Origin of the sequence: Halomonas sp. TG39a (genome assembly GCF_000744395.1) — a bacterium.
Taxonomy (GTDB): domain Bacteria; phylum Pseudomonadota; class Gammaproteobacteria; order Pseudomonadales; family Halomonadaceae; genus Vreelandella; species Vreelandella ventosae_B.
Window position 1 is genome coordinate 1,150,676 of sequence record NZ_JQLV01000001.1, and the last position, 22,001, is coordinate 1,172,676.

General features: G+C 46.9%; 15 protein-coding genes and 1 pseudogene. All 16 read left to right on the plus strand.

What is annotated here, in order from left to right:
• Positions 1-93: 93 nt before the first annotated feature.
• The 16 genes and pseudogenes from U738_RS05070 to U738_RS05150 all read left to right on the plus strand — a co-directional run bounded on the left by U738_RS05070 (position 94) and on the right by U738_RS05150 (position 21,893).
• Positions 94-1,530: an MBL fold metallo-hydrolase RNA specificity domain-containing protein gene (locus U738_RS05070; RefSeq protein ID WP_035577959.1), complete on the plus strand. Its 1,437-nt coding sequence runs from the start codon at positions 94-96 to the stop codon at positions 1,528-1,530.
• 53 nt (positions 1,531-1,583) lie between these two features.
• Entirely contained in the window at positions 1,584-2,522 is a 939-nt protein-coding gene (locus U738_RS05075) for an ABC transporter ATP-binding protein (protein ID WP_035577961.1), read from the plus strand.
• A gap of 31 nt (positions 2,523-2,553) precedes the next feature.
• The gene (gene rfbB / locus U738_RS05080; RefSeq protein WP_035577963.1) at positions 2,554-3,624 is read left to right on the plus strand and encodes a dTDP-glucose 4,6-dehydratase; all 1,071 of its coding nucleotides are present in this window, start codon (positions 2,554-2,556) and stop codon (positions 3,622-3,624) included.
• A 108-nt stretch (positions 3,625-3,732) separates the two neighbouring features.
• Positions 3,733-4,650: a dTDP-4-dehydrorhamnose reductase gene (gene rfbD, locus U738_RS05085; protein ID WP_035577965.1), complete on the plus strand. Its 918-nt coding sequence runs from the start codon at positions 3,733-3,735 to the stop codon at positions 4,648-4,650.
• A gap of 104 nt (positions 4,651-4,754) precedes the next feature.
• Entirely contained in the window at positions 4,755-5,645 is an 891-nt protein-coding gene (rfbA, locus tag U738_RS05090) for a glucose-1-phosphate thymidylyltransferase RfbA (protein WP_035577967.1), read from the plus strand.
• 36 nt (positions 5,646-5,681) lie between these two features.
• Positions 5,682-6,194 (plus strand): annotated as a pseudogene (rfbC, locus tag U738_RS05095) (dTDP-4-dehydrorhamnose 3,5-epimerase).
• Positions 6,195-6,204: 10 nt separating this feature from the next.
• Positions 6,205-7,923, plus strand: coding sequence for a sulfotransferase family protein (locus U738_RS22620; protein WP_152561126.1), 1,719 nt, complete (start codon positions 6,205-6,207; stop codon positions 7,921-7,923).
• Between the two features lies 1 nt (position 7,924).
• Entirely contained in the window at positions 7,925-11,677 is a 3,753-nt protein-coding gene (locus U738_RS05110) for a rhamnosyltransferase WsaF family glycosyltransferase (protein ID WP_081899035.1), read from the plus strand.
• Positions 11,678-11,690: 13 nt separating this feature from the next.
• A complete protein-coding gene (locus U738_RS05115) occupies positions 11,691-12,773 on the plus strand; it encodes a polysaccharide pyruvyl transferase family protein (protein ID WP_035577973.1) in 1,083 nt (360 codons plus the stop codon).
• 12 nt (positions 12,774-12,785) lie between these two features.
• Positions 12,786-13,535 carry a sulfotransferase family 2 domain-containing protein gene (locus tag U738_RS05120; RefSeq protein ID WP_035577975.1) on the plus strand — a complete coding sequence of 250 codons (750 nt, stop codon included), beginning with the start codon at positions 12,786-12,788 and terminating at the stop codon, positions 13,533-13,535.
• Positions 13,536-13,932: 397 nt separating this feature from the next.
• On the plus strand, positions 13,933-14,931 hold the full coding sequence (gene galE, locus U738_RS05125) for a UDP-glucose 4-epimerase GalE (protein WP_035577977.1): 999 nt from the start codon (positions 13,933-13,935) through the stop codon (positions 14,929-14,931).
• A gap of 88 nt (positions 14,932-15,019) precedes the next feature.
• On the plus strand, positions 15,020-16,372 hold the full coding sequence (locus U738_RS05130; RefSeq protein WP_035577979.1) for a hypothetical protein: 1,353 nt from the start codon (positions 15,020-15,022) through the stop codon (positions 16,370-16,372).
• A gap of 240 nt (positions 16,373-16,612) precedes the next feature.
• Complete coding sequence (locus tag U738_RS05135; RefSeq protein ID WP_035577981.1) at positions 16,613-18,850, plus strand: glycosyltransferase family 2 protein; 2,238 nt, start codon at positions 16,613-16,615, stop codon at positions 18,848-18,850.
• Between the two features lie 466 nt (positions 18,851-19,316).
• Positions 19,317-19,988: an aminoglycoside phosphotransferase family protein gene (locus U738_RS23320; protein WP_161786292.1), complete on the plus strand. Its 672-nt coding sequence runs from the start codon at positions 19,317-19,319 to the stop codon at positions 19,986-19,988.
• Positions 19,985-21,043 (plus strand): glycosyltransferase, encoded by a 1,059-nt coding sequence (locus tag U738_RS05145; RefSeq protein WP_035577985.1) that lies wholly within the window; start codon positions 19,985-19,987, stop codon positions 21,041-21,043. The genes U738_RS23320 and U738_RS05145 overlap by 4 nt, the downstream gene beginning before the upstream one ends.
• Before the next feature lie 163 nt (positions 21,044-21,206).
• On the plus strand, positions 21,207-21,893 hold the full coding sequence (locus tag U738_RS05150; RefSeq protein WP_035577987.1) for a 4'-phosphopantetheinyl transferase family protein: 687 nt from the start codon (positions 21,207-21,209) through the stop codon (positions 21,891-21,893).
• Positions 21,894-22,001 lie beyond the last annotated feature (108 nt).

The following is a 22,001-nucleotide window of genomic DNA, read 5'->3' on the forward strand; positions in this document are numbered from 1 at the left end:
ACGACTCACGACTCACGACTCACGACTCACGACTCACGACTCACGACTCACAACTCACAACTCACAACTCACAACTCACAACTCACAACTCGTATGCTCGAAATAATCCACCACGGCGGTGCCACTGGCGTAACGGGAAGCTGCCACCAACTGGTTCTCAATCAAAACGAATCCCTACTGGTAGATTGCGGTCTCTTCCAAGGCGAAGACGCCGCAGAAAACAGCTTCGAGCAGCTACAGATCGAATTCGATATCAGCACCGTCAAGGCCCTGGTCATCACCCACGTTCACATCGACCACGTGGGCAGGCTGCCTTACCTGCTGGCCGCAGGTTTCACCGGGCCAATCATCTGCTCGATCCCCACGGCCAAACTGCTGCCCCTGGTAATTGAAGACGCGCTAAAAATCGGCTTTACCCGCAACACCCAGCTAATCGAGCGCTTTCAAGCGCAGCTCGAAAAGCAGATTGTTAGCGTGCCTTACGGCAAATGGCACAACATAGGCTCAGGCAGCGATGTAAGCGGTCACTCCAGTGCTGGCTCTGGTATGGGCGGAAAGGGCACCACCCGCGTCAAACTCAAACGGGCAGGGCACATACTCGGTTCCAGCTACGTAGAAGTAAGCTACCAGGATGCCAAAACCGGCGAAAAAGAGCGCGTAGTGTTCTCCGGCGATCTGGGCGCCCCCTACGCGCCTCTATTGCCCGCCCCCGAATCACCTTACGGCTGCGATCAACTGGTACTCGAAAGCACCTACGGTAACCGCCTACACCCAGACCGCCGCCAGCGCCGTGCCACCCTGAAAGCCGCCGTGGAGCAAGCACTCGCTAACGGCGGCACGGTGATGGTGCCTGCGTTCAGCATTGGCCGCACCCAAGAACTGCTGTACGAGCTGGAAACCATCATCCACCAAGCGCGCTCGTCACAATGGCAGTCGCTGGAAATAATTGTCGATTCACCGCTGGCCGCACGCTTTACCAAGGTGTACCGCGAGCTAAAACCCTACTGGGATAAAGAAGCTCAAAGCCGCCTCCGCAGTGGCCGTCACCCGCTCAACTTTGCCAACCTCTACACGGTGGACAGCCACGCAGAGCACGAACAAACGGTGGAGTACCTGGCCAAAACTGGCCGCCCAGCAGTAGTAATAGCCGCCAGCGGTATGTGTGCAGGTGGGCGTATTATGAATTACCTAAAAGCCATGCTCGGCGATGAACGCCACCAAGTACTATTTGTGGGCTACCAAGGCGCAGGCACCCCAGGGCGAGATATTCAGCAGTACGGCCCCCAGGGCGGCTGGGTAAACATAGACGGCGAGCGAATCGATATAAAGGCAGGCGTGACCTCTATCAGCGGCTACTCCGCCCACGCCGATCAAAAAGACCTGCTCAACTTCGTAAAGCGAATGCGCCGCTGGCCCAACACCATTCGTCTGGTGCACGGTGAACAAACCGCCCGCGCAACGCTCAAAAGCGAGTTGGAAAAACTCTATAAGCGAAAAGGAAAAGAAGTGAGAGTAGTGAATGGTAAGTAGTGAGTTGAGGAGCATTCACGATTCACGATTCACACCTCACGATTCACAAACAAATGATTGAGATAAAAAACCTCTACAAACGCTACCACAATCACCACGGCAGCGATTGGGTACTCAAGGACATCAACCTGACGATCCCCACCGGGGTAAGCGTGGGGTTGATCGGCGCCAACGGCGCGGGTAAATCGACCTTGTTGCGCTTAGTCGCAGGAATGGACAAGCCTGAGCGAGGTGAAGTTATTCGCCACAGTCGTGTTTCTTGGCCGGTGGGTCTGGCTGGTGGTATGCAGAACAATATGACCGGGCGGCAAAATGCTAAATTTGTTGCCCGTGTGCAGGGCAGTACACCTGAAGAGGTTAAGCGAGTCATCAAATTTGTTGAAGACTTCGCAGAGATTGGCGAAGCGTTTGATGAACCCGTGCGAACTTACTCCTCAGGTATGCGCTCCCGGGTGTCATTCGGCCTATCGCTTTCCTTCGATTTCGATATCTATATTTCTGATGAGGCGACTGCTGTTGGCGACAGGGCTTTCAAAGAAAAAGCCAAAGCATTGTTCAAATCTAAAATCGGCCAAGCCTCGTTAATCATGGTGTCCCACTCTGAAGGTATCCTGAAGGATCTTTGTAAGTCAGGTCTTTATTTAAAAGAGGGCCGAGCATATTGGTATGACAATATTAATGAAGCTATTAAGGCCTACCATGCGGACATAGATAGTGGTAAAGCGGTCACTAAACCCAAAACCCCTGGTAAGCCCAAGCGTTTCGACAACTTGCCCGGCAATATTCCTGAAGCTGAAAAACATCTGCAACAGGCAAAAAGCAAGCTAGCAGAAGCGCAGCGCGCGTTAGAAGTCGCTAAAGAAAAAAACCTATTACCTATTTACCGCAAACATATACGAGACGACATACCCAAACGCCAACAGCAAATAACCAATGCCCAGCTTCACCTGGAAGCACTTAAGCAAGAGCAGGGCAACGCCGCTGCTGAATAGGTTGTAACATTTAACTCAAGGACTGTAGTACATGGCGAATAAAACTTTCTTGATTACCGGTGGTGCTGGTTTTATCGGTTCAGCGGTGGTGCGTGAGCTTATCCAGAACTCAGCTCACGATGTCGTGAATGTAGACAAGCTGACTTATGCAGGTAATCTGGAATCGCTCGCTAATGTTGAAACCAATGAGCGTTACACCTTCGTGCAGGCCGATATTTGCGACGCACATGCTATGCAGCAACTGTTTGAAAAGTACCAGCCTGATGTAGTGATGCACCTAGCGGCAGAAAGTCATGTGGATCGCTCCATTGATGGCCCGGCTGAATTTATTCAAACCAATGTGGTTGGTACTGCAGTGCTGCTAGAGGCTGCACGTAGCTACTGGAAAGCGCTGCAGGATCAAGACTCGGCCAAAGCCGAGGCGTTCCGCTTTCATCATATCTCGACCGATGAAGTTTATGGTGATCTTGAAGGCACGGTTGACCTGTTCACCGAAGAGACATCCTATGCTCCCAGCTCGCCTTATTCAGCCAGCAAAGCCAGTTCAGATCATCTGGTACGCGCATGGCAGCGTACCTATGGGCTCCCCACTCTGGTAACCAACTGCTCAAATAACTACGGCCCGTACCACTTCCCGGAAAAGCTGATCCCGCTGATGATTCTTAACGCCCTGGCAGGCAAATCCCTGCCGGTATACGGCGATGGACAGCAGATTCGTGACTGGCTGTATGTAGAAGACCACGCCCGCGCATTGATCAAAGTAGCCACAGAAGGAAAAGTAGGTGAGACCTACAACATCGGTGGGCACAATGAAAAAGCCAACCTCACAGTCGTAGAAACTTTGTGTGATCTACTACAAGAGCTAGTACCCCAAGAAACCTCTTACCGCGATTTGATTACCTTCGTGACCGACCGCCCCGGCCACGATGTGCGCTACGCCATCGATGCCAGCAAAATCGCACGCGAGCTAGGCTGGGTACCAGAAGAAACCTTTGAAACCGGTCTGCGCAAAACCGTGCAGTGGTACTTAGCCAACGAAACCTGGTGGAAGCGCGTACAAGACGGCAGCTACCAAGGCCAACGCCTAGGCACCGACTCATAGCGCGTGGTAAGCGAAGCGCACGCACCCGCGACGGCGGCCCGGCACGAAAGCAGCGCGAAGCGGTGCTACCTGCACTAGCTTTCTGCGTGTATGAAAAGGATTCCTCCAATGAATATCTTCATCACCGGCGGCAACGGCCAAGTCGGCTTTGAACTCCAGCGCCAATTTGCCATATTCGGCAATATCATGGCCCCTACACGCCAAGAGCTCGACCTAACCTACGCCCAAGCGGTGGATAACTATCTGGCAGAGCACAAGCCAAGCCTTATCCTTAACGCCGCCGCTTACACAGCGGTCGATAAAGCCGAAAGCGAGCCAGAGCAAGCCAAGCGCCTCAATGCCGAGCTGCCAGCACAGTTAGCCAAGTATGCTGTCAAGCACAGCATTCCGCTGGTGCACTACTCAACCGACTATGTGTATCCAGGAGATGGCGAAATACCCTGGCAAGAAGATAGCCCCACGGCACCGCACAGTGTATACGGACAAACCAAGCTGGAAGGCGACCAGGCGGTTACCCAAAGCGGCTGCCAGCACCTGATTTTCCGTACCAGTTGGGTATACGCTGCACGTGGCAACAACTTCATGAAAACCATGCTACGCCTGGGCCTTGAGCGCGACGCACTTAGCATCGTCAACGACCAAATAGGCGCGCCCACACCAGCCCGCTTAATCGCCCAGGCCACCACACTAGCGTTCACGCCTCACCCCTCACAATTTACACCTCACGCTTCACCACTCATGCCTCACATCCCCTCAGGCATCTACCACTTGGCACCGCGTGGGGAAACCAGCTGGCACGGGTTCGCATGCGAAATTTTTGAGCAGGCACACAAAGCAGGAGAAACGCTTGCTATTAAGCCGCAAGGCGCAGCGGGCATTCCCACCGCTGAGTATCCGACACCTGCACAACGGCCTCTAAACTCACGAATGAACCTGAATAAACTTGAAACTGCCCTTGGTGTCACACTACCGACCTGGCAATCTCAGTTGGGCCTAACTCTTAAAGAATACCTCGAAAATACTTAAGCCACGGAAGACACGGATACCACAGAAAAACCCAAGAGTGCGTTTTGCCTTTAACCGTGTTTTCAGTGAGTGTCCGTGGCTATCAACTTACCGAGGAGGTAACCATGAGCCAACATACCCAACGTAAAGGGATCATTCTTGCCGGAGGATCGGGCACCCGTTTACACCCCATCACACGCGGTGTCTCTAAACAGTTACTGCCTGTCTATGACAAGCCGATGATCTATTACCCGGTTTCTGTCTTAATGCTAGCCGGTATTCGGGAGATCCTTATTATCTCGACACCCGAAGACCTGCCGCAGTATAAAAGCTTGCTTGGTAACGGCGACGACTTTGGCGTTCAGTTTGAATACGCCGAACAGCCAAGCCCTGACGGCCTGGCTCAAGCCTTTATTATTGGCGAAGAGTTCATTGGTGATAGCCCCGTTTGCCTAGTGCTGGGCGATAATATTTACCATGGTCAGCACTTTTCCGAGCAGTTACAACGCGCCGGTGACCACACCAAGGGTGCAAGCGTGTTTGGTTACCTGGTTAAAGACCCGGAACGTTTTGGTGTCGTCGAGTTTGATGAGAGTGGTAAAGCCATCTCTATCGAGGAGAAGCCTAAAAAGCCAAAATCGGCCTATGCAGTAACAGGCCTCTATTTTTACGATAACGACGTTGTTGAAATTGCGAAACAGGTCAAGCCATCCGAGCGGGGCGAGCTGGAAATTACCAGCGTTAACAACGCTTATTTAGAGCGTGGCGATTTGCGTGTAGAGCGCTTGGGTCGTGGTTTTGCTTGGCTGGACACCGGCACTCACGACAGTCTTTTAGAAGCCAGCCAATACGTACAAACAATCGAGCATCGCCAAGGGCTTAAAATCGCCTGCTTGGAAGAGATTGCCTGGCAGCATGGATGGATTAGCGATGAACGCTTGGCTGTACTTGCTAAGCCACTTTCCAAAACCCAGTACGGCCAATACCTCCAGCGTCTTTTAAAGACTAAGAAGTAAAGTGTAAGGGGTGAGCTCACCTCTCATGGTTCACCAATGCACTACGGTAAACTCGCTATTCCTGGTGTAATACTGCTAACCCCTCAAGTCTTCGACGACGAACGAGGTTGCTTTATGGAAACCTTCCGACAAAGTGAGTTTGAACAGTGCTGTGGGAATTACCAATTTGTGCAGGATAACCACTAACTTTAAGCCAATCTGGTGCGGGTAACGCGCGGTGAATTATTTGATATTGCCGTAGACATGCGCGAAAGCATGCCTACTTATGGTGAATGGGTAGGTGTGCTGCTTAGTGAAGATAACAAGCAGTTGCTATGGGTGCCTCCGGGCTTTGCCCATGCTTTTGACGTTACCAGCAGTGAAGCTGAATTCCAGTACAAATGCACTTGTTACTATAACCCCAGCGATGAAGTGAGTATCCACTGGGATGATCCAGGGCTGGCGATAGATTGGCCATTAGTGGGGGCAGGGGCCACGTTTGTCAGAGAAAGATGCTTAGTGATGTATCTGGAAGAATGCTCTAAATTTTATAAAAGTGTAAATTTTTAAAGGATAGGCAATGAAAACGTGTGTATTCGTTCTAGGAATGCATCGTAGTGGCACCTCTGCCATTACCGGAGCGCTAGAAAAAATGGGAGTCATGTTACCGCAAGAACTTATGCCGGCAACTGAAGATAACCCAAAAGGGTATTTCGAAGGTGTAAGGGTTATGCAAATAAATGACGCCTTCTTATCTGATATGCAATCTAACTGGGATGATACCCGTTTTTCATTAGCGATTACCGAAGAACTTATTGAAAAACACTTGCCTGAAGTCATTAGATTCATAGAAGAAGAGTTCTTGTACTGCAAAGTATTTGCTCTAAAAGATCCAAGAATGTGTATTGTTTTTCCACTTTGGGAGCGTGCTCTTAAAGAAACGGGAATAGAGATTAAGATCATTTTTCCGTATCGTAATCCATTCGAAATAGCACGCTCGCTAAAGCAGCGTAATGGTTTTTCTGTAGAAAAGTCCCTATTGTTATGGGCGAAGTATGTTTTACATGCGGAAAGAGTATCACGCCCTTACTCACGTTGTTTTGTCGATTTTAGCGAGTTTTTAAATGATACAAAAACAGAGTTGACTAAAGTAGCCGACTTTATTGATTTAAAACCAGATTCAGCTACGATAAAAGAAGTGCAAGAAAGTTTCTTAGAAAAGAACCTGAAGCATCATAACCTCGATGCCAAAAATATTGCGGATAATCTACCGCAATTTATACTAATGCTGATCAGTTTCGTACAAAAGAGCTCATTTTCCACTGTCACTGCACAAGAATTTGACCGAATCTGCAATGATTTTGCAGCGATTGATCAATTCATGCACACCCGAGATGTTCAGTTTGAAAGTCAACTAGCTCGGGATTTAAATGCTCGATGGAATGAGGAGCGCGCGCTAGTAAATGCCCTGGAAGCTATCAAAGACCCTTCGTTTGTTGACGAAGCCTACTACCTTGATCGCTATCCTGATGTACGTCAGAGTGAAACTAACCCAACTTATCACTATATGGAATTTGGTAAGCAAGAGGGGCGCTACCCCAACCGTTACTGTGAACAGTACCACCTTAATGTCAAAGAGATTAGTTCACCTTCAGAGAAGCTTTATTGGACGCACAAAAAACTCAGCGAAAAAGAAAGCGAACTTGATGAGCGGCGACAGCAGTTCAGCGAGTTGCAAGCCGCACAGCTTGAGTTAGAGAAGCACTACGGTAAAGAAGAAGCCACCAGCCAAGCGCGCATCACCGAGCTGGAAGCGGAAAAAGCTGCGCTATGTGAAAGCCAAAACACGCTTAATCAGGAGCTAGAAAGCCTGCTGGGGGATCTACAAAGCGTTAAAGAATCGAAACAAAAACAAAAAGTCGAATTGGAAAGCCAGCTCAACGAGATGCAAGTCACCAACCAAACGCGCATCACCGAGCTGGAAGCGGAAAAAGCTGCGCTATATGAAAGCCAAGGCACGCTTAATCAGGAGCTAGAAAGCCTGCTGGCGGATCTACAAAGCGTTAAAGACGCGAAACAGAGCCAAAAAAGTGAACTGGAAGGCCAGCTCAATGATCTACAAGCCTCCAGTCAAACGCGCATTGCTGAACTGGAACAAGAAACACTACTACTGTCTCAATCCATTGATCAAATCGTCTCAGATCTGGCCTGCATCAAAGAAAGCAAGTGCTGGGTTTACACCAAGCCTATTCGCCATTTGAGCATGGCGTTCAAGCACGAAAATAGGGAAGTGAAATAATATGAAAGCGAAGCAGATCAAGAAGCTTCTGGAAAAAAACGATTTCTTTGACAAAATATTCTATCTAAGAAACTACCGGGATGCACGCCTGGCAGATAGCACACCTATTGATCACTTCTGTGCGAAAGGTATCTCAGAAGACTATAAGCCAAATGCAGAATTTGATCCAGTATGGTATAGAAATTATTATCAAGATGTTAAGGAAAACGGAGGTCATCCGGTATTGCATTACCTTTTGTATGGCAAAAAGGAAGGCCGATTTAAGAATGCAATTGATTATGAAAGCAGAGATCAGAGTACAGTTTCAGAGTGTTTAAAATCGTACAATAAAAAAGAAGATAATTATGTATTGAAATTATTTTCTGAATTCGATGAAAAGTTTTATTTAAATTATTATCCAGATATTAAGCGGGCTGGTGTAAATCCTCGTGAGCACTTCGATACCGTTGGATGGAAAGAAGGTCGTAAGCCAAATAGTTGGTTTGATACAAGATTTTATTTAAACAGATACCCGGATGTGAAAGAAAACGAAATTAATCCTTTTTCTCACTACCAAAAATATGGGGTAAAAGAAGGTCGGGACTGCAATCATTTGGCGAAAATCAGCCAAGTGGATCAGTTGTTGTCTTCAGGGGTGTTTGATCCAGAGTTTTATCTAAATGCTTACCAAGATGTAAGGGATAAGGGCCTAGATCCGTTGCAACATTACCTAAGCACTGGATTTAAGGAAAACAGAAACCCGTCCCTAACATTCGATAACTTTTTCTACATGAAGAAGAATGGGTTAAGCGAATGCCCTCTCAATCATTTTTTAGATAACGAAGATTTACCAACTCTACCCGAAAATGCATTTTTAATAAGCTCAAAAGAAAATGAATGTTTTGAGAGTGATTTAAGTGTAAAGATTGCAATACAAGCTCACATTTTTTACCCTGATGTTGTTGATCAAATAATAAAGTATTTGGGAAATATACCAATCAAGTATGATCTCCTTATATCTGTCATTACAGAGGCTGATGGAATCTATGCTAAAGAAGTCTTAAGTAAGGCTGTAAGGTTAAACAAAATATACGTTAAAGTTGTTGAAAATTCAGGAAGAGATGTTTCTCCTCTTCTTGTTGCTTTTAAAGATGCTTGGCGTGAGTACGACTATATATGCCATATTCATACTAAGCGAAGTCTGCATACTGATTTCGGCGATGAGTGGCGAACCTATCTGTTTGATAAGATTTTAGGATCTGAAAAAACAGTGAAAGCTGTGTTGAACAAACTAGAATCTGACAATGATCTAGCCTTTATTTATCCAGAAAATTTTCATAAAATAAAAAAATATACCTCTGGTGATTCTAATGTTTCTGAAATCAATTCTTTGCTCAATCGTCTTGGTCTTGCTGAAGAAGAATCTTTTTCGGACTATCCCTTCGCTGCGGGCACCATGGGGTGGTTTAAAACAAAATGCTATAAAGATTTGGTGAATTTGGAATTTCAATACGATGATTTCAAAAATACCAATGAAAAACTTGATGCCACATTAGCTCATGCAATGGAGAGATTTTTTGCGATTTATCCAGTGATAAAAGGGTTCAAAACAGCAGTTTTTTATTCGCAACCTAATAATCAAAATATAATTGATGAGGCAAAGCAGTTCTCGCAGAGCTTTCCCGTCGGTAACAAATGGATGCGCGATGATCCAAAAATAAGTGCGAATCCTGTTACATCATTATCGCCAATGCACAATTTTTTCAATAAAGATTCTTTGGTCATTCACTGGGTCATACCTGACTTCGGCATTGGTGCAGGTGGTCATATGACCATCTTCAGAATGATTTATTTCCTTGAAAAACTGGGCCATCGCCAAACGATTTGGATTCAGAATGTCAATAACTATCGCTCACCATTTTTAGCAAAAGAGACAATATCAAAGTATTACCAACCCATCGGCAAAAATGTAGATGTTCAATTTCTACCCGACAATACCGAATGGATCAGCGGAGATATTGCTATTGCCACAGACTGCTGGACAGCTTATCCAGTTCGCTCAATGAGCAAGTTCAAGAAACGCTGCTATTTCATCCAAGATTATGAACCCATGTTTCACCCAATGGGAGAAAACTACCTTATTGCCGAACAAACCTATGGCTTTGGTTTTACAGCGATTACGGCTGGGCCATGGCTCAAAAAGAAAGCACAAGATAAAGGCATGACTGCCTACGATTTCCCGCTCTGTGCTGATGAAACTGTTTACAGCGTCACAGAAGAAAAAAGTTATACGGTTAAAGACAAGCTCAATATCGCCTTTTACTCAAGAAGCTATACACCAAGGCGTGCAGTCAGGCTGGGTATCGCCGGTCTTAACGAACTGGCCAAGCATAATGACAATATCCATGTGCACTGTTTTGGGCAAGATGACTTACCAGTCGAACCTGAATTTGACTACACTAACCACGGTATATTAACTCCGCAAGAACTTGCCTCACTTTATAATTCTTGCGATATAGGCGTTGTTTTCTCAGCTACCAACTATTCACTGATTCCGCTTGAGATGATGGCATGTGGCTTACCCATTGTGGAGTTGGATGTTGAAAGTACTCGCTATGTGTTTGGTGAAGATGTTGTCACTTTTGCCCAGCCTAATGTGCCCGCCATTGCAAAGGGCGTTCAGTCACTTATAGATAACCCTGCCAAAAGAGAAGCTCAAATCCAGGCAGGCTTGGCCTTTTTGCAAAACATCAGTTGGGAGAAGGCTGCGCAGAATGTCAATGACGCACTCTACACCGAGCTGGACAAAGAAAACTATACACCGCTGGATATCAACAGCATCACCAACTCCGGCTTTTCAGCAGAAACCCATGCAACCGTCGTGATCCCCACACTCAACGCCGCCGGTGAAATCGACCCGCTACTGGACAAACTCTTAACACAAAAAACATCATTTAGCTTCGATGTACTAGTCATCGACAGCGCCTCAGATGATGGAACTCAACAGATACTTGAACGCTATGCTAGTCAACATGACAGCATTAGCTACATAGGCATCCAGCGCTCAGAATTCCAGCACGGCAAAACCAGAGACATGGGTATCGAAAAGGCAAAAGGGGATTATGTCGCTTTCTTAACCCAAGATGCTTTGCCCTATGATCAGCATTGGCTGGAACAGTTGATAAAGAGCTTCGGTGTTGATGAAAAAATCGTTGGTGTCTTTGGCAAGCACAAAGCTTATGAAGCGCATTCACCCTTTGTAAAGCGTGATATATACAACCATTTTAAACACTTTGAAATGTTGCCACAGGTCTACTCATGGCACGACGCTATGCCTTCACATATAGAGCGAGGCTCGCTAGAGTGGCAAATGAAGATGATGTTTTATTCTGATAACAACTCAGCCATTTGTAAGCAAGCTTGGCATAGCATTCACTACCCACATATCGATTGGGGTGAGGATCAAGTCTGGGCATGGACCATCGTGCAGTTAGGGCTAAAGAAATACTATGCTAAAGATTCCATCGTGTATCATTCTCACGATGATAATTATGAGACTAGGCTTAAAGTCAGTAGTATAGAAAGAGATTTTTTTTACAATAACTTTGGGGTTAAGCTCATCAGCGGCGAAGAACATGCCGAGCAAACCAAACGAGCACAAGATAGAAACGATGCCAACTATGCCGCTCTGAAAGGTGTAAGCCAAGAGGAATTAGAAAAGCAAATGCTTTTAAATGAAGCTTCAGCTGTTGGGCGTAGTGGTTTTCAAATCTAAAAGGAGATAGAAAATGGAAAAAGTAGCAGTATTTGGCGCACAAAAAGGCGCAAGAAAAAAAGCTGATGATATTAAGTTGAAACTAAATATGTCAGGAAATAATTTTGGTAACTATTTAATTGGCTATTCAGTAGATAAGCAAGTAGAGAATTGTGATTTTTTTCGGTTTTCCGATAAGTTAGACTTTGAGTCAATTAATTCAAATTACGACCGAGCAGTAATTGCTTCTGCAAATTTTATCAGTTCTGAACAGGATTTAGGAAAGTGGGCAGATGTTCTTGAAAATTTAGACATGCCAATTACGCCTATTGGTTTAGGGGCACAGGCACTTAGCACATCTGATACAATAAAAATAAATACAGGGACTGAAAGATGGCTTAAAATTGTTTCTGAAAAAAGCGTTAGTATAGGTGTGAGAGGTGAGTTTACAGCTGATGTATTATCCAATCTTGGCATTAAGAATGTTGATGTTATTGGGTGTCCTAGTGCTTTTATGAGTTTGGATAGAAATTTCTCTATTGATACAAAATTAAAATTGGATGATACATCTGTCTCTCAGTCACGTATTTTAGTTCATGGAGCACCAAGACAAAATCAAATGTATTACATAGATTTTCTATTTGATACCTTTGGTGAATATGATGCGAAATTCTTAGTACAGAGCGAATCTAAATTACTTAAATTACAAGCCGGTGAAATAGGGATTGATGAGTTTAAAGATAATTACATGAACATGAAGAATCGTTCGATCCCATCTAGACAAAATCTTGTCGATAACGCGGTTTATTTTGAAGATGTAGATGTGTGGAAGGAATACTTAAAAACGGTAGATTTTTGCATTGGTGGGCGATTTCACGGCAATATGTTGGCGGCCCAAATGAAGGTGCCTGCTCTTTGGATTGTTCATGATACTAGAACAATGGAGTTTACAGACTTGTATTCTTTCCCTTCTGTGCATATGGACGAGTTGGTTAAGTTGTCAAAGAGTAAAATCTTAGATAAATTCACTTATGAAGGTTTTAATAAAAAATACAAAAATCTTTATGATAACTATTCCGAGTTTCTTTTAAAAAATAATATCAAGAATAAATTGTGAGGGTGCGCTTTTATGAAGATATTATATATTCATGTGCCAAAAACAGCTGGTTCTTCAATAAACAAATACTTTTCAAATAATTTGAAATCCCATCGCTTTCATATTGAAGGGATTCATGGGTTGAATAAAGATATTTGTGAAAGTTATGAGTTTATATCCGGCCATTTGCCCTATAACGTAATAGATAAGATGTTGCCACTTGAGGAGTGGATTACTCTTATATCTTTTAGAGAGCCAGTGTCTTATGTGATCTCACATTTAAGTTGGGTGAGACAGCTTGCAGACCCGGGTGAAGAAGAGAGGTTTAATGCGCATCCTAAACCTTTTCAGAGAATAGCAAGAAAAATGACTGAATACGATTTTAGTAATCCAGATGATTTAAGCGATTTGATAACTTGGTTAGAAAATGAAAATCTTTTATTTCTACACAATACGCAAATGTATTTCTTAAATGGCGAACATAACCGAAGTACATACTCTCATTCTCAAGTGAACGCTGCTCTGAAAAATCTTGAATCTATAGATCTTGTTGGAATTCAAGAAGATATTAATAAGTTCATGAATATGTTGAGTATGAAGTTTGAGTGGCCAGCTAATCAAGTCGTAATGGAGAATGTGAGTCGCAATAAATACGGGCTTGATATTAATGATGATAAGATAACAAAGGCTCTTTTTCCATTATACGACAAAGATGTAATCGTATATGAAAAAGCTAAAAAAATATTTGAACAGCAAGCAGAGTCCTTCACGAAAATTGATTAGAAGATGAAGTTATGAGTGAGAGCGTAAAAAACTGAAGATGGGCATCAGTAAAGGAGAGGTAGATATGTCTACTTTAAGCCTTGGACGTCATTATTGCTAAGGCGCTGGGCTAGCCCAGGTTCATAACCTTCATTTGTCGCGTTACGACGTAACTCATGGCGTATCGTGCTGTTATGAACGCCACGATTTCTAGTGGCCTGTCGCTTGCTCATACCTACCCCAATACAAGCGTTAATCTGGTATCGTTGGGTATTGGGCAGTTGTCTGTAACTCATGCTCTGTTTTAATTTGGTCGGTAAAACAGTGAGGGTACTGGCGCTGGCTCTCCAGCTTATACTGGGTGGTTCAAAGTGCTGCCATTATTCTATGAATCCAGGATGGAAAGGATGAATCATACGTGAAAGTTCTTGTCGTAGGTGGTGCAGGTTATATTGGCTCGCAGATGGTTAAGCAACTTACTCATGCGGGCGATTCGGTGGTCGTGCTTGATAATCTTTCTACCGGTTTTCGTGAGTTGGCACGTTATTGTGAGTTAGTGGTTGGTGATCTTGCGGACCCCCTTTTGCTGGAGCGGTTGTTTCGTAAGCATGATTTTGATGGGGTAATGCATTTCGCCGCCCATAGTTTGGTGGGCGAGTCGATGCAAGACCCAGGCAAATATTACCGCAACAATGTCTCTAATACTCTTAACTTATTAGAGGCAATGGTGCGTCATGATGTGAAGTACTTTATTTTCTCATCGACGGCTGCAACGTTTGGTGAGCCAGAATATGTTCCCATTGATGAGGTGCATTCCCAGCGGCCCATTAACCCCTACGGGGCTAGTAAACTGATGGTCGAGCGCATGTTGCAAGATTTTCATACAGCACATGGACTCAGTTCGGTATCCCTTCGCTATTTTAATGCTTGTGGAGCTGATCCCGAGGGTGAAATTGGCGAGTGCCATGACCCCGAAACTCATCTTATTCCACTGATTTTACAAGCGGCCTCTGGTCGGCGTAAGTCTATCACTGTGTTTGGCCGTGATTACCCTACCGAAGATGGAACCTGTATACGTGACTACATACATATTGAAGATTTATGTAGCGCCCATGCTCAAGCGCTAGAGGCGTTGATTCTTGGTCATAAGCAGGGGGCGTTGGCCTTTAATTTAGGTAACGGTAAGGGGTATTCGGTTCAACAAGTGATCGAAGCGGTGCAACTTGTAGTAGCAGAAGATGGGTGCAACCTCATGATAGAGGAAGGTGAGCGACGCCCCGGCGACCCAGCCAAGTTGGTGGCTGATGCCTCTCTCGCCAAACGCGAGCTGGGCTGGCAGCCACAGTATGCCGATTTGGAGACCATTGTCCGCCATGCCTGGGCGTGGGAGAAACAACGAGCAAGTTTAGTCAAGTGACTGAGTAAAAGCATTTTTTATATAGAGCGCGTATTCTCCACTCTTTTAATACATCACAGGTTCGGGTCGCAGTGCCCATACAGGATTTATGATCAAGAAAGCCATTCGTGCGTGGAGCAAAGGAAGTCGTGTCGAGCCCTTACCAGATGTCATCTTCCATATTGGTGCTCCTAAGGCGGGGTCATCCGCTATTCAGCGCTTCTGCCAAACTCATCCTGAGATATTAGCCAAGCTAGGTTATTTCTATCCGGAACATCCGCTGGATGTGAATGGCGTCTCCGGGGGGCATACCCAGCTGGCAGGCGCTTTGCTTAATGGAAAGTTGGAACAGGCAAAAGAACGGCTTGAAGGCTGGCTTGAAGAGGCGCGGAAGCGCAAGCTCTGTTTGCTGGTATCGGGCGAGGCGCTATATGGTCAGGCCGAGCAAATGCGCCAACTTACCAACACATTAGACGTGCGTGTGGTCGGTTTTCTACGCCATCCAGTGGATTATCTTTTGGGCAACCATAATCAGGGTATCAAGCGTCATATGCAAACCCGCCGCTTGGGACAGTTGTTAATGGAGCAAGCAGGCAGGCCAGCGCCACATTTGGTGGGCCTGCCTTTGTTAAAATGGGCGGATGCTTACGGGGATGCTCAGTGCCACTTTCTGCCGTATCGCAGCCCTGGCCAGGGAGGCGCCCCCATTGAGCGGCGCTTCTTGGAAGTGCTGGGGATGCCTGAAAAAGAGGCAAAAGCCTTAGTCGGTAACGTGGCCATCACCAATCGCAGCTATGTAACGTCGGCACTTGAACTTAAGCGCTTGTTAAATACAGTGTTGCCAGAATTACCCGATGGGCTGGCTCATCGGGTTGACTGGGGGCTACAGGGCTACTCAGACAAGGCGCAGGATGAACAGGGTTTATCCCAAACCGATATAGCTGCGAATATTCGCCAGCAGCTACTAGACGAGTTGATGCCGCAAATGGCGCCTGTGGTAACACGTTTTCCTGCCCTTGCAGAGGTAGCGGAGATACCAGTTTCAACTCAAAAAGCCCCACGCCAATCTTGGCTCAACTTGGGCGCACCGCTTGAGGCTCTAGAGCAGGGAGAGCCTGAGTTGATGACACAAGTTCGCCAAGCAGCAAGGTCACTACGTGATAATGGACGCTGTGACTATACTTTCTTCAAGCTTCTCGATGTTCTTGGGATCGAGTTCGAAGAGCCGTCGGCACTACAGAATCCGTTAAGCCCTGCTGCGCGTCGTGTATTAACCAGCGAGAAGTCTCGCGATGCCGATGTGTTGCGTGAGATGGCAGTGATGCTCGAGCGGCTGGGTTATTTAGATGATGCCATGTTAGCAATTGAACAGGCTCTCGTGCGGCGGCCTAAAGGAACGGGGATCCAGAAAATACATCAACGTGTTGCAGAAAAAATAAAGGTACGCAAAGAAATGGCGTAATGAAAAGTATATAGATGGCACTAGAGCGGCCGATTTCTTAGTTCACCAAAGCTTACTCCGTTTTTTACTGCTAAGTATGTTTGGCTGGTGAAGAGGGTTGTTAAGTTGAGATTTTAGTCATCATTTATGCTTGTAGTCCCTGATTCGTTTCCTGAATTCAGGTCTAAAGAGCTAAAATATCCAGTTTCAACATATTAGCTCAACGTTTAAATTGTTAGCCTGAAGAGAATAGAGAGCTTTGTGAATTTATTTGTACGTTCTCCCCAATGTAAACCACGTTGTCACCTTCAGCGATTGAATGCGGGTAAGGCATTCAACTGGTTAGCTACAGATGCCGACCCGCAATTCACTTTAACAAAAGCACGCTTGCTGCCCGGCTGGCAAATGCTTGAAGTGGCGATTGATCATGACCAGCCCAGTGCTTCAGTACAGCTCTTTTTTAACCGAGGTAAAGGTTATGAAGAGGAAACCAGCGTTTATTTACCCTTAAAAAGCGGTCGCATTACTAAGCGTCTGTTTTGGATGCCTTTCGGAGTCAAAACACTTCGCTTGGATCCGTTGGAAAGTGAGGGGAATTTCACCATTCGTCACCTGCGTTTTGTGTGGTTAACCCCTTGGTTTGCTCACGACCGGTTGGCGCAGCGTTTAGCCAATATGCACTATAAGTGGCGTAATGTACCTAAGCGCCAGGTCATCAAGGCGCTTAAGGAGCAGGCGGTTTCAAGCGGTCGTCCATGGCGTGAAGTTGCCCTGGAAACCTATGAAGCGACGTTTGAGCGGTTTTCGGTTCAGCGTAGCTACGGTGATTGGATTGCGGGGCAGGTTAAGCCCAGCGAAACGGAACTGGCTAACACACTAAATGGGTTGGCCTTCAAGCCATTGGTATCGGTGCTTGTTCCCGTTTATAACCCGACGCTTGAGCACCTGAAGAGTTGTCTGGATTCCGTCTTAAGCCAAGCGTATCCCCACTGGCAACTTTGTATTGCTGATGATGCCTCTACTGATCCCGCTGTTGCGGCACTGTTGGCGGATTATGTTGAGCAGGATCGCCGTGTTCATGTGGTCACCCGGGAGAACAATGGTCATATTTGTGCCGCCAGCAATAGCGCGCTAGCGCTGGCAGAGGGCGAGTATATCGCGCTGCTAGACCATGACGATTGCCTGGCCAATGAAGCGCTATTGGAAATGGTTGCGGCACTTAATCAGAATCCTCAGGCACGGCTGCTTTATAGCGACGAAGACAAGCTCGATGAACGCGAGCAGCGTATTGATCCGCACTTCAAGCCAGATTGGAATCCTGATCTGTTACTGGCGCAAAACTATATTTCCCACTTGGGCATGTATGAAACTGACTTGGTAAGGGAAGTTGGCGGCTTTCGTGAAGGGTTTGAAGGCAGTCAGGATTACGACTTGGTGCTTCGGGTAACTGCCCATTTGACCCCGGAACAGATTGTTCACGTGCCTAAGGTGCTTTATCACTGGCGGGCGGTAGAAGGCTCCACCGCAATGGATAGCGGGCAAAAAGATTATACTTCCCAGGCTGGCCTTGATGCGGTCAAAGAGCATGTTACTACCTGTCACCCCGGTGCTAGGGTAGAGCATGGAGCATTTGCCAATACCTATCGCATACGCTGGCCAATGCCTAACCCTGAGCCATTGGTGAGTTTGTTAGTGCCCACGCGGGACCGTGTCGAAATATTGAAGCCTTGCGTGGATGCTATTCTATCGCGCACCGATTACCACAATTTCGAGTTGTTGATTCTGGATAACCAGAGTACCTGCCCAAAAACATTGTCTTACATGGACAAGGTCGCCTCTCAAGACTCACGGGTTCGTGTATTGCGTTGGGAGCAGCCGTTTAACTATTCGGCCATTAATAACTTCGGTGCCCAGCAAGCCAAGGGTACAATTATCGGCTTGGTTAACAATGATATTGAACCGATTAACTCGGACTGGCTAACCGAAATGGTCAGCCAGGTAAGTCGGCCAGAAATTGGTTGTGTGGGGGCTAAGCTCTACTATCCGAATGATACGATTCAGCATGCAGGCGTTATTTTAGGTATTGGCGGCGTAGCGGGGCATGCCCATAAATACTTTACTCGCCACGCTATTGGTTATTTCACACGGTTGCATCTTGCGCATAATTTATCGGCGGTAACCGCGGCTTGCATGTTGGTTCGAAAGTCCGTTTTTGATGCAGTTGGGGGGCTTAATGAAACACACTTGGCAGTGGCCTTTAACGATGTGGATTTTTGCCTGAAAGTACGTGAGGCAGGCTATCGCAACTTATGGACTCCATATGCCGAACTTTACCATCACGAATCTATCTCACGTGGGGCCGACGACAATGCCAAGAAGCGCGCTCGTGCTGCTGGGGAAGTTGCCTATATGCGAGATAAATGGGCAGATAAGTTAGATAACGACCCTGCTTATAACCCCAACTTAACGCTGGTGCATGAAGATTTTTCGCTCCGTTAACGCTTCGCTAGGCCAAGGTTCGGTTGACCATATAAGCGTAGCGGGCGTGCGTGGTTGGTGTTCAACCCCTGGGCCTGTGCGTATTAAGGTGAATGGTCAAGAGCGCCTGCGCGCCTTTTGCCAAGTTGAACGGCGCGATGTGCAGGCGGTTATAGGGGGCGAAAGCATGGTGGGTTTTAATGTCCCGCTGCCTCTCTCTCCTGGGGATGTGGTGGAGGTCACTACCCACTGTCGTAAACTTTTGCCGGGGAGCCCCCAGCGTGTTTCAAGTAACACTTGGCTATCGACAGAGGCAGTGAAGTATCCTGCTTTCGCGTCAATCGCAAGCGTTGTATCGGCTGCTCATGCTAGTCACTTCCAGCCTTTTTTTAGACGTAACGTTGAGTTGGCAGCAGTGGCGCTTCGGGTCCCTGATCAGCCTGATAGGCTGGTAAAGCTTAATTGTAACGCTGCGCATAGGCGCGATGTGCAAGCGTTTTATCAGCATGTTATTACCCCCTTCTCGCTGCCTGCGCCCGCACTACTGCCTTTATCTGGGTGGGAAGGTGTGCATCAGAGCTGCCTTTATTATCATTATATTGAAGGTCGAAGCTATGCCGCGGCCTCGTTATTGCCTGAGCAAGCTCGCCGTGATGTGATCCACACCCTTGGTAAGCTACATTCAATTTCAATCGGTAATCTGAGACGGCTCAATAGTCAGCAGCCTTACTGGGTTTATTTGCAGCGGCATATTGGCCGGCAGGCGTTACTTTCGTGCGACATCGGCTATATAAAAATGTTGTTGGCGATGAGGCGCTGTATCCGTAAATTACCCGTAGTGCTTTCTCATGGTGATCTACACACTGGCAACGTGCTAGTTGATGCTACAACAGGCCATGTGACATTGATTGATTGGGATCGGTGGGGGGAATTGCCACTTGGATATGACGAGGCTTGCTTCTTGCGAGGTATACCGTTTCGCCAAGCTTTGGCGTATCTGCCTGATCAGCGTGATTTGCGTTTAGGTTTTACGATAGTGAGTTATTGGCTAGGCGCTTCGCAAAGCCCACAGTTTCGACACTCGGATGAAGCCGAAGAGATGTCGCATTATTTCTATAAATATAGAGCTAGGGCGTTGTTAGCGAGGAGTGTGAAGTGAGTGGCCAGACCCACTGGGTTATTCTTAGTGATGGTGCGCGGCCAACTGAAGATATTTATTTCTATGAATCCGCCGCACCTGCATTGCATCAACAGGGCTCGCTAAGCGAGCGTTTTCCTGTTTCTCGCTCTTTTGGCGCTGCGCGGCTGCATGGGCCTTCCTTCAAGCGCCGCTATGCTGGTGTAAACTTGCTGTTATGCCGCTCGCTACCGTTAAGCTGGCTGCGCTGGCTAGAGCGCAACCGTAATACCTTTGGCTATATCGTCTATTTGATTGATGATGATATAGCCGCTGCTGCCGTCGATGACACGTTACCCAGCGCTTATCGCAAACGTATGGCGGGGATCGCCAGCCTCCAGCCGCGCTTGCTGGCCCTGGCCGATGAAGTGGTGGCGTGTAGTGACCAATTGGCTAGCTACTTTACCCCGCGCCACGCCAATGTGTCAGTGCTTACTCCCTCGCTGCTGGCGCCGTTACCCAGCCAAGCACACTTTACCGTTACCCCTTCTGCAGAAACACCGTGGCAGATAGGCTTTCACGGTACGCGGGCGCACCTTCAGGATTTACTGCATATCGCACCGGCCTTGGAGGCGCTCCAACAGCAGCGCGACGATACCGAGCTTGAGATAATGCTGGGCCAGCATATGCCTAAGCGTTTGGCGGCGCTGCCTCGGGTGAAAGCCCCCGCGCCGCTACCCTGGCAGGCTTTTCAGCAATATCAGCGCGAGCGCCGCCTGCACATTGGTTTGGCGCCGCTATTAGCAACGCCGTTCAACCAGGGAAAATCGTTTATCAAGTTTTTGGATATTGCTGCTATGGGCGGAATAGGCATCTATTCCAACCGCTACCCCTATACGGAGGTTGTGCGCCATGGAGAGAATGGTTTGTTGGTGGAAGACTCTCCCGACGCGTGGCAGGCAGCTTTTAAGCAGTTGCTCGATAACACTGAGGCAACCGCTAAAATGGCAAGTCAAGCGGCGCGGGATGCGTTGAGTATTGGTGACCCGCAGAAAGTGATAACGTTTTGGCAGTCGCGACAGGGTAGGGATTTTTAATCTTCAATTTGAAGGTGGCAATCACTGGGCTAAACATCCAGTAAGATAGCTGGATGCTGATGAGCTTTGCCATGACAGCTTTTTTGCACCATCTCATGGCAATGAGACGGTCTCACTACTTTTTTCGATAAAGTTGCGTGCCATAACCGCTGGGGTTGCCTTAATGGGCATAGAAGCACTTGAAAGTCTACTCATCGATCATCAGGAAGATTGGCCTGAGTGGCTTACCCATTCCATCGGAGATCCAGCAAATAGAGAGATACAACCCATTTTTCCCATCGAAGAGGAAGCAATCGCTCTTGCAGTTGAGAAACGACGAGCGGAATTTGCTGCAGGGCGTTCTGCTGCGCGCGAAGCGCTTGCAAAGATGGGTTATGCAGCTACTGCAATTCCAATGGGGAAAGATCGCGCACCGATCTGGCCCTTTGGGGTAGTTGGAAGTATTACACATACGGCTAGCGTTTGTTTGGCGGTCACCGCCTCTACGCACCGTGTCCTAAGTGTAGGCGTCGATGTTGAAAATCTTATTTCTCTCGACAACTCTCTCATTTCTCAAATCGCAAAACCTAATGAAATCGAACTTCTCAGCGTAACACCTGAGTTTGCTGCCCTTCGAATCTTTTCAATGAAAGAGGCAGCTTATAAGGCGCAGTATATGTTAAGCCGCACTTTTCTTGACTTCGAGGCGCTCGAAGTTACAAAAGATGGTCTACGCTTCCGTAATGCAGTTTCGCCATTCCCAAAAGGTTTTGTGCTTCCCATGCTTCAATGGATTGGCTTTGGGCTTTGTCTATCTTTATGTGTTCTACCTCCCGCTATTTCTATCAAGTATATAAAAAAGGGATTATAAGTGGTGACATTGAAGAGCGGATGTAGGGTCCGATAATTAATGAGAGTTTCTTTTGATGCTAAGCGACTTTGTGCGATAAGAACGAAAAAATTTCGGATGGAGTGGTAA

Bases quoted from the DNA above. Each gene is read 5' to 3' on its own strand.
- U738_RS05070 (WP_035577959.1), top strand. From the start codon at position 94: ATGCTCGAAATAATCCACCACGGCGGTGCCACTGGCGTAACGGGAAGC.
- U738_RS05075 (WP_035577961.1), top strand. From the start codon at position 1,584: ATGATTGAGATAAAAAACCTCTACAAACGCTACCACAATCACCACGGC.
- rfbB (WP_035577963.1), top strand. From the start codon at position 2,554: ATGGCGAATAAAACTTTCTTGATTACCGGTGGTGCTGGTTTTATCGGT.
- rfbD (WP_035577965.1), top strand. From the start codon at position 3,733: ATGAATATCTTCATCACCGGCGGCAACGGCCAAGTCGGCTTTGAACTC.
- rfbA (WP_035577967.1), top strand. From the start codon at position 4,755: ATGAGCCAACATACCCAACGTAAAGGGATCATTCTTGCCGGAGGATCG.
- U738_RS22620 (WP_152561126.1), top strand. From the start codon at position 6,205: ATGAAAACGTGTGTATTCGTTCTAGGAATGCATCGTAGTGGCACCTCT.
- U738_RS05110 (WP_081899035.1), top strand. From the start codon at position 7,925: ATGAAAGCGAAGCAGATCAAGAAGCTTCTGGAAAAAAACGATTTCTTT.
- U738_RS05115 (WP_035577973.1), top strand. From the start codon at position 11,691: ATGGAAAAAGTAGCAGTATTTGGCGCACAAAAAGGCGCAAGAAAAAAA.
- U738_RS05120 (WP_035577975.1), top strand. From the start codon at position 12,786: ATGAAGATATTATATATTCATGTGCCAAAAACAGCTGGTTCTTCAATA.
- U738_RS05130 (WP_035577979.1), top strand. From the start codon at position 15,020: ATGATCAAGAAAGCCATTCGTGCGTGGAGCAAAGGAAGTCGTGTCGAG.
- U738_RS05150 (WP_035577987.1), top strand. From the start codon at position 21,207: ATGGGCATAGAAGCACTTGAAAGTCTACTCATCGATCATCAGGAAGAT.